We start from the raw sequence: 8,549 nt of genomic DNA, 5'->3' as shown, positions 1-8,549 counted from the left end.
GTCATAACCTGTACCTTTATTTTGCCCGTTTCCTTAGCAGCAGAAAACTCAGGGAGTTTGCCCCCGCCTGAAAAATCAGACACTGCCTGCTCTGACTCCAAAATGTCCCCAATGACATTTCCGCTCGTTTCAAATGCGATATTAGAGTGAAATCCGCTGGCATCATGCGGATTTGCAGAGGCAACGATCGCCGTTTTTTCAGTTACAAAGATTTTTCGGTGATTTGCTTTCAAGTTCAGCAATTCAAGATACGACCTTAAAGTTACATCAGGTGCGTTTTTGGCCATCGGATTCGGGATCCAGCCTTCCCCTGACTGGCCAAACCATTGAAAGAATACCCTCCAAATGCCAGTGTATAATGGATTTGAATCACGTAACGGATCAAGTTTAGTGAAGATCACCTCAATGCCATTTTCCCGTAGTTCCTTCAGGGTATCAGATTTATGGGATCCATAGGTAAGATTGATTTCATCTGTAATAAAGACAACTTTCAAATTCTTATGCTTCTTTTTTTGGGCAATCAATTTTTCACTAATGTTTTCGCTGATTTCTGGATAGCCCATATCCTTTTTATAGTAATCATTGAACAGGAACATATCCAAAACGATAAATTCCTCAGCTTCTCCAATTCTTTTTAGGACTGTATCAAAAATATCCTGTTCGAATTTTTTTTCGCCATTTTCATCTGTGTAGGTTAAATCATATAAAAACCGGACATCCTTGACGTTATGGATCTTACCTTCATAAGAAAGTCCCTCGGGCAGTTCCTTATGTGTATTATGGTAGACTGTCACTCCAACAATTATTGCCAGTATGAGCAGAATCAGCATCTTTTTGCTTTTAAATAATTTTTTAGCCATCCCCATATGAGAGTACTCCTTAATTTTAATACTATACTTATTTACTATTTAAGTGAGTTATAAACTTACCTAGCACCCCATAGCTCTTTGAAAAGCAACAATCATGCAAAAACAGTCTATATTAAAGATTTGCATGGAGTTTTTAATAGAACATGGTAAAATAAAAGAACCTTAAAATCTTTAAAGGAGAATATTTCATGGCATTAAACGCAATTATTATTGTCCTGGCTTATTTGCTTGGATCGATACCATCCGGCTTAATTGTAGGCAAGCTGTTTTTTGGGAAAGACATTCGTGAACATGGCAGCGGGAATTTAGGAGGAACCAATACTTTTCGTACTTTGGGAGTAAAAGCTGGACTTGCAGTCAGTATTGCTGATGTATTAAAGGGTACTCTGGCAGCATTCTTACCAGTTATTTTTGAAGCTGACATGCATATGCTTGCAGTTGGTGTCTTTGCAGTAATTGGCCATATGTATCCAATATTTGCAGGTTTTCGCGGTGGCAAGGCAGTTGCGACCTCAGGTGGTATCCTGCTTGCATATGCACCTTTATTATTTTTGTTCATGCTCTTATTCTTTTTTATCAGTCTGTACATCACAAAATATGTTTCCTTATCCTCCATTCTAACAGCGATTGCAACCTTTATTTACGCCCTTTTTACCAGGGATGTTCCACTGATTGTTGTTGTGGCTGTTCTTGCATTTTTCGTCATTTACAGGCACCGGGCAAATATTTCCCGCATACGAAATAAAACTGAACCAAAAATTAAATGGTTATAAAGTAGAATGCCGGCAACCCATATGGTTTGCCGGCTTTTTATTTGTGGACTATGCCTAATGCTTTCATGTTTGGCCAAGAAAAGTATGTTCATCCCCTTTTATTGCCTAACAAGTTAGTTCTATATAAGAAATATTTTTGTTCTTTATTACAAACAAATCTAAAAAGCTGGTATAATTTAAATACAAATGTCATATAAATTCGAAAGATATCGAAATTAGGTAACCCAAATTAAATGTATAGACGTATTGATATTCTGCACAAGGATGCCTTTATACAAAGTTATGATCCAATATTTTTTAGAAGAGAAGTGATATCATGCAAAATTCATATAGAAGCTTATGGCTTACTGAGAATATTAAGCACGAAATTAAAAGCGCAAAACATGAAATGTTGATTCATCCTCCTGTTTCAATAAATAACAAGTCTGCACCAAAAAAATCAGTACCAAGCAGTAAACCAAGCAAATCATTTACATATTCCGGATCTTTATATTTTCAGCAAACTCACTTGGACCTAGCTGATTTAAAAGAAAAAAAGGCTTGTTTAAAACAGGAGTGTGACAGGCTAGATAAAGAGATTCTTAGTAAGCAGCAGATGCTCCAGCAGTTAAATAGTAAATTTGAGGCTGTGAAAAATGATTATCAAGCTGCCTCTGCAAGCAAATTAGCAGCAGGACTCGCGCATGAAATCAGAAACCCTCTGACTACAATTAAGGGGTTTATTCAGCTATTAAAGCCTGAATTCCAGAACCTTGGGAAATCGGAATTTGCCGATGTTGCTTTAGAAGAAATTAATCGAGCGAATGGTTTGCTTAGCGAATTTTTATCCATTTTCAAACCTGGATCTTCAGAAAGAAACAAGATTTCCTTAATCTCTATATCTAAAACAATCGGCAGCCTTTTTGCAAGTGAAGCACTACTGAAGGAAATTGAGTTGACAGTCAAGGTTCCAGATGATGATGTTTTCGTATGGGCAGATGAAAAACAATTAAAACAGGTGGCTTTGAATCTCCTGAAAAATGCTTTTGAAGCGATTGAGGAAAGTGATGTTAATCAGGGTGAAATTACGATAGCTGTTAATATGTTTGATGGTTATGCGAAATTCAGCGTAATTGATAATGGAGCTGGCTTATCAGAAACTGAAGCAGCAAAAATCTTCACTCCATTTTATACAACAAAAGAAAATGGGACCGGAATTGGCTTAGTCATTTGTAAGCAAATCATCGAGGAGCATGGAGGCAGGCTTAAAGCAAAATCCAAGTTTGGAAGAACAAGGTTTTCATTTGAGCTCCCTGCAATCTGAATTTTGGGGAGGCTTCCCTTTTGCATTAGTCGAAATATTGTCAAATTAACCTGAGGATTGACTTGAGTATAATTGATAAAATGTAAATAAGAACTCCTGGAAAGAAGGCGGTTAGAATGGAAGAAGTACTTATGTCTACGGACCATTATATATTCACAACAACCACTGCTGAGGTAATGCCGCCAAATGATTTCGTGGTGGAATTCATTACTGATTTACAAGATATGAACAAGAAGGATTCAGTTATTAAAATTAACAACCTGGATGAGCTGTTGGACTTCTTGGAAAACACAGATTGATAACACAATAAATGGATTACGCGGATACCTCGCTTGGTGCCCGCGTTTATTTTTTTATAAGAGTAAACTTTCCTCTCCCGAAAACATCTTTAATATAATCAAGTTTTGTTTGATTGAAATAAACATAATCCTCTTCATGAATTAAAATTGGAACGTCATTGAATGTGAATACTGTATCGTTCGTTAATGGTTGCTCCTCCAGAGCCACCTTGAGCTGGGGTCCGCCTCAGCCGATTCCCATAGTAAGCCTCACAAAAAGCTTTTCTCCAACATCACATTCCTTTTTGATAGCATTTTGCAGAATTTGATATGCGCTCTCGCTAATTTCAAACAAGGTAACCCACCTCCTTTTAATTTTGGATTTCCACATTTAGTTGGACAAATAACATCGAATTATGACAAAAATGCGAAAATTATACCTAAATCTATACATTTCGCCTAGTACTTATAATATATTATCCATAGAGGCTAAAAAAATAAAAATGCCTCAGTTTTTTACCGGGGAGTGCGTCATGAGAAAAAAGAATAGAAAAACTGCTTACGGATTGTCTATTTTTGCCGGCTTGGGAATCATAGCCACAAGTTTAATGTTCCAAATGTATCAACATGTCGAAGCGAAAGAGCCAAATGTGCAAGTGAAAAGCCAAAAAGCGCATAGTGAAAGAAGCTTTGAGGTATCTGGTAAATCCTATATAGAGAAAGTGAAATTAGGAGCCATTGGCGACATTTTAATTCACGACACTGTATATGAAGATGCTTATTCAAACAACAGCTATGATTTTAAACCGATGTTTAGCAATGTTAAAAATCATCTTTTGGAGCCTGACCTGCTCCTTGCAAATCAAGAAACGATTCTTGGCGGAGTTGAACTAGGTGTATCGAGCTATCCAAGCTTTAATAGCCCTGTGGAGGTAGGAGATGCCCTGCTTGACGCTGGGGTGGATATAGTCTCTAATGCCAATAATCATGCACTCGATAAATCTGAAAAAGGAGTTCTTAAATCGATCAGTCACATGGAAGATGCAGGACTTCCCTATGTTGGTTCTTTTAAGGATGAAGAAGACCAGCACAAGCTGCGAATTTTAAATAAAAATGGAATCAAGGTTTGCTATTTGTCCTACACTTATGGAACGAATGGGATTCCCGTTCCTTTAGGCAAAGATCATTTGGTGAACCTGATTGACAGAGAAATGATGAAGCTTGAAATCAGACGAGCAAAAGATCAATCTGATATTGTGGTTATGAGTGTTCACTGGGGAAATGAATATCAGCGATTTCCAACGGATGAGCAGAAAGATTTGGCTCAATTCCTCGTTGACGCAGGTGTAGATATCATTTTTGGGCATCATCCGCATGTTTTGCAGCCTATGGATTGGCTGACAGCAGCCGATGGAAGAAAAGCTTTGGTCGTATACTCCCTTGGCAATTTTCTCTCCGGGCAAATGTGGGATTATAAAGATATTGGCGGACTCGCCACAATAGAAATAACAAAGAAAGTAACTCCGGGAAGTACGGAAATAGTATTGGGAAATCCTGAGTTTATGCCTACTTTTGTTTCAAGCAGCAGGCAGAGAGACTATCAGGTTGTACCACTCAATGAAGCCGACAAATTCGGATTGGCAGATGCAAAAAATAAATATACAGAAATCATGAATCATATGTACCAGTTCATAAAAAAATAACAAAGCAGGTGCCTGGCCCATGATGCGCAAAAGCATTAAATGATGGGCCAGGCATCGCCTGTGTTATAATGCTTTTATTGGCAAAGGAAGGAGAACAATATGAAAATTACAATCAAAGATGATGCTGCAGCCTGGTATGAGAAGGAGATGGACCTTTCTGCCGGAGAGTACCTTCGATTCTTTGTCAGGTATGGCGGTTTCAGTACAGTTCAAAAAGGCTTTTCATTAGGTGTCTCCAAGGAAGAACCGGACCACACCGGAATTAAAACGGAGAAAAACGGTGTAACTTATTATATTGAAGAAAAAGATATCTGGTATTTTGACGGTCATGACTTAATAGTAGATTTTCATCCAGTCGGCCAGGAGCCAGAATTTAAGTTTGTAAAAGACTAAGGCAGACGCATTATGCGCCTGCCTTCATATTATTATTTGTTTAGGAGCTTATTTTCCAGCCCTTCATTTTTTAGTACGTCTGCCTGAGTATTCCCGAATAGATCAAAATGAGGGTAATCAACTTTTCTGTCGTCAATCCATTCTGGCCTCAAACCATATTTCCTGCCCCATTCAGCAAGTTTTTGAACATCTCTGCAGCCGACCTTTGTCACCGTTGAGCAGCCTGGAAACCGGTCATCTATCCAGTAGTGAGTTAGGAAGGCGATTTCCCCTCTTTTTACTTTCTCTTTCCAGATCTTGAGTTCTTCCCGCTTTATTCCAAAAGCCAATTAGACCTTCTCGCTTTCTTCTTCCGGCTGTCTTCTCGCACTCATATAAGCTTCATGCCAGTCGGGATAAGTTCTTTTTAACGAGACCGGCCTGAAATTTTCCCTTTTCACTAGCACATGCCTTGAGCTGCCTATAAGGGCAAGCTCACCTTCCTCGTTATAAACTTCATACTTATAGACAGAGCGGAAGCCATCGTATTCGTCCACCCATGTTTTAATCGTAGCAGTTTGTCCATATCTTAACGGTTTTTTATATGAAGCCTGGATATCGATGACTGGTGAGATGATACCATCCTTCTCCATTTCAGCATAATTAAAGCCTAATTCCTTGATCAGCTGAGTTCTTCCTAGCTCCATCCAGATTAAATAATTTGCGTGGTATACGACTCCCATCTGGTCAGTCTCTGCATAACGTACCTCGATTTCTCTAGAAGAAATGTGCATCCTTATTCCCCTTTTACCTTATTTAGTGCTGCTTCAAAGTCGCTTTTCTCTAAATATAAAGCATTTTCATCCAGATTTTGTCCATTGCTGGTTCCCATCAGCCTATAAGCCTGTGCCTGGATGGCTTCATCAACTAAATTTGTAGCAAATCTGCCATTACCATTAATATTAGCTTCTGAAAGCTCAGCTGATAAAAATGGGACAACATTTTCTGCGAATTTATACTGATACTTCTCTGCGTAATTCCTTATTATTTCTAGCATTTCCTCAGCTGTATAATCTGGGAAGTGGAAAAATTTCTTGAATCTGGAACGGAGTCCCGGGTTGCTTTCAAGCAAAAGCTCCATTTCAGCGGGATACCCTGCGAGAATGACGACAAGATTTTCATTATGGCGAGTCATCTCATCGACCAGTGTATCAATTACTTCTTTACCAAAGTCACCTGAAGTTTGCCCCAGCAAAGAATACGCCTCGTCGATGAAGAGGACGCCGCCAAGTGCTTCCCGGATTTTTTTCTTTGTTTTTATCGCTGTTTGACCCACATACCCTGCAACAAAATCTGCACGGCTGCTGACAATTAAGTGCCCACGCTTAAGCATACCGCACTCCTTTAGGAGCTCTGCATATATTTTTGCAACAGTTGTTTTTCCAGTCCCGGGATTCCCGGTGAATACTGAATGAAGCTGAACTGGCACACCAGGAAGTCCTTTTTCTTTCCTTAGCTGCTGCATTCTTACAAAGGAAATTAGGGTAGTCACCTCAGCTTTTACATTGTCCAGCCCTACAAGTGCCTCGAGCCTGTCTAGCGGTTTATCAGTATTTGTTGCTGGAGCTGATTCAAAATCCTCTTTTTCCAACAGAGTGTAAGCGGAGAAATCCGTTTCATCAACCGGCCGGGCACCTTTTTTAAAAATGGCCTCCAGAATTAGATTTCGAACTGTCCGAGCATTCCCAAAGGTATCATCTACTCGTTCCTTCTCAATCCGATCCTTAAGTTCTACTTTTGCTTCTTCCGTCATGGCAAAATCATTATCCCTCGATGCCTGTTCTGCAATCTGCATTAACTCATCGTTTGAATAGTCGGGAAGATGAATGAGGTTAGGCTGAGGGAAACGGCTTCTTAAACCAGGATTCGCATCTAAAAACTGCCGCATTTCTTCGGGATACCCTGCCAGAATGACAGCGAATTTGCCACCATATTCAGCGCTTGTCATCAACGAAACAAGAGTGTCGATTGCTGTCTGTCCATAATCATTCCCTGTCTGTCCTTCTCGCTTCAGGCTATAGGCTTCATCGATGAATAATACTCCTCCGAGGGCTTGTTCTACAAATTTACGGACATTTTCCTCAGTTTGTCCAACATAAGCGCCGACGAGCTGTGACCGGTCTGCCTCAATAATATCCTCACGCGGCAATACACCGAGCTGATGATAGATTTTTGCAAGCAGCCTTGCCAAAGATGTCTTCCCTGTACCTGGATTTCCGGTCAAAACCATATTAAGACTTTGATCGTCCTTTGCATTCAGTCCAAGTTCTTTTCGCTTCTGCTGAAATTGTAAAAATCGGTAAAAATCATTGACCCGTTCTTTTACTGATTTCAAGCCTACCATCTTATTTAGTTCCGTCAGAGGGTCGATGTCACCCTGGCTCGTTCCCTGTAACCGGTCAGCGAATTCTGCTTCCCATAAAAGTTTTATTTCATCTAAATTTTTCAGCCTTACCTTGATTTCCTCATAATGGACCGCTGTATGGAAAACACCAGTAACCGATTCTTCATATAGTTCTGTCGCCTTTAAAAGCGCTGCGGTTTCATCAATCGCTTTTTCTAATAAATCAATCAACTTATTGAATTTTTCCTCGACTGAAGTCCCTGGCTCTAAAAAAGGACTTTTCAAATCAGCTAGTTCATCTTCTGCTGAAGATAAGAATTGCTGTGAGATATTAATATACTGCTCAGCAGTTTTCTTTTTCAGGGCTCGATTGTCCGTTTCCCTAATCCGCGGATAAACAAGCTGATCAAAGATATGTCCCTTATTTTTCCACTGATTGCTAGCAAGCAAATTCTTTGCCTTGGTATTGGCAGGATTGGCCTCAATTGCCTTTTTCAGCCATTCAAGAACGAGCGAATCATATCCGTTCCGGTTCGATCTTGATTGGGCAGCATAGGCAAGGACGCTTGATAAAGATAAGCTTTGATTGCTATTAGTCAAATTCCTGATAACTGTTATCAAAGCCGCTTCATCACGTATGTAACCATTTTCCTCTAATTCCTGTTCCCATAAATTCAATTTTTCATCTAATGGGAGGTCTTTTTTATGTTGTTCCATTAATATCACTTCTTTTTTTAGTATACAATTCGTATCTTATCACATTTTCATATAAACGGAAAAAGACCCGCCTATTTAAAGGGCAGGTCTTTATGAGCACACCTACTTTAATGGATGTGCTTTGCAATGT

8 protein-coding genes and 1 pseudogene are annotated in these 8,549 nt (G+C 39.4%); 5 read left to right on the top strand and 4 right to left on the bottom strand.

Annotated elements, in window-relative coordinates; translation table 11 throughout:
- Positions 1-866: pseudogene (locus tag WB217_RS03880) on the bottom strand (phospholipase); the annotation flags it as partial.
- Between the two features lie 191 nt (positions 867-1,057).
- On the opposite strand from WB217_RS03880, the gene plsY reads away from it, so the two are divergent.
- The 5 genes from plsY (at position 1,058) to WB217_RS03855 (ending at position 5,319) form a co-directional block, all read left to right on the top strand.
- Complete coding sequence (gene plsY, locus WB217_RS03875) at positions 1,058-1,642, top strand: glycerol-3-phosphate 1-O-acyltransferase PlsY (RefSeq protein WP_423990817.1); 585 nt, start codon at positions 1,058-1,060, stop codon at positions 1,640-1,642.
- Positions 1,643-1,958: 316 nt separating this feature from the next.
- Positions 1,959-2,945 (top strand): two-component system sensor histidine kinase NtrB, encoded by a 987-nt coding sequence (locus WB217_RS03870; RefSeq protein WP_423990815.1) that lies wholly within the window; start codon positions 1,959-1,961, stop codon positions 2,943-2,945.
- Positions 2,946-3,061: 116 nt separating this feature from the next.
- Positions 3,062-3,244, top strand: a complete 183-nt coding sequence (locus tag WB217_RS03865) for a hypothetical protein (RefSeq protein WP_423990813.1) — start codon at positions 3,062-3,064, stop codon at positions 3,242-3,244.
- A gap of 512 nt (positions 3,245-3,756) precedes the next feature.
- Positions 3,757-4,926, top strand: a complete 1,170-nt coding sequence (locus WB217_RS03860) for a CapA family protein (protein ID WP_423990811.1) — start codon at positions 3,757-3,759, stop codon at positions 4,924-4,926.
- A 99-nt stretch (positions 4,927-5,025) separates the two neighbouring features.
- Positions 5,026-5,319: a HesB/YadR/YfhF family protein gene (locus tag WB217_RS03855; protein ID WP_423990809.1), complete on the top strand. Its 294-nt coding sequence runs from the start codon at positions 5,026-5,028 to the stop codon at positions 5,317-5,319.
- 32 nt (positions 5,320-5,351) lie between these two features.
- On the opposite strand, the gene WB217_RS03850 is transcribed toward WB217_RS03855, so the two are convergent.
- From WB217_RS03850 to WB217_RS03840, 3 genes are read right to left on the bottom strand one after another with little or no spacing between them, the layout of a single operon-like run.
- Positions 5,352-5,648, bottom strand: coding sequence for a hypothetical protein (locus WB217_RS03850; protein WP_423990807.1), 297 nt, complete (start codon positions 5,646-5,648; stop codon positions 5,352-5,354).
- Complete coding sequence (locus WB217_RS03845) at positions 5,649-6,092, bottom strand: acyl-CoA thioesterase (RefSeq protein WP_423990805.1); 444 nt, start codon at positions 6,090-6,092, stop codon at positions 5,649-5,651.
- A gap of 2 nt (positions 6,093-6,094) precedes the next feature.
- Positions 6,095-8,419: an AAA family ATPase gene (locus tag WB217_RS03840; RefSeq protein WP_423990803.1), complete on the bottom strand. Its 2,325-nt coding sequence runs from the start codon at positions 8,417-8,419 to the stop codon at positions 6,095-6,097.
- Positions 8,420-8,549 lie beyond the last annotated feature (130 nt).

Source organism: Mesobacillus sp., assembly GCF_049588175.1.
In the GTDB taxonomy this organism is placed as follows: domain Bacteria; phylum Bacillota; class Bacilli; order Bacillales; family Cytobacillaceae; genus Mesobacillus.
Note: the sequence above shows the minus strand (reverse complement) of the source record. Positions and strands in the feature narration are given on the sequence as shown.

Bases quoted from the DNA above. Each gene is read 5' to 3' on its own strand.
- plsY (WP_423990817.1), top strand. From the start codon at position 1,058: ATGGCATTAAACGCAATTATTATTGTCCTGGCTTATTTGCTTGGATCG.
- WB217_RS03870 (WP_423990815.1), top strand. From the start codon at position 1,959: ATGCAAAATTCATATAGAAGCTTATGGCTTACTGAGAATATTAAGCAC.
- WB217_RS03865 (WP_423990813.1), top strand. From the start codon at position 3,062: ATGGAAGAAGTACTTATGTCTACGGACCATTATATATTCACAACAACC.
- WB217_RS03860 (WP_423990811.1), top strand. From the start codon at position 3,757: ATGAGAAAAAAGAATAGAAAAACTGCTTACGGATTGTCTATTTTTGCC.
- WB217_RS03855 (WP_423990809.1), top strand. From the start codon at position 5,026: ATGAAAATTACAATCAAAGATGATGCTGCAGCCTGGTATGAGAAGGAG.
- WB217_RS03845 (WP_423990805.1), bottom strand. From the start codon at position 6,092: ATGCACATTTCTTCTAGAGAAATCGAGGTACGTTATGCAGAGACTGAC.
- WB217_RS03840 (WP_423990803.1), bottom strand. From the start codon at position 8,419: ATGGAACAACATAAAAAAGACCTCCCATTAGATGAAAAATTGAATTTA.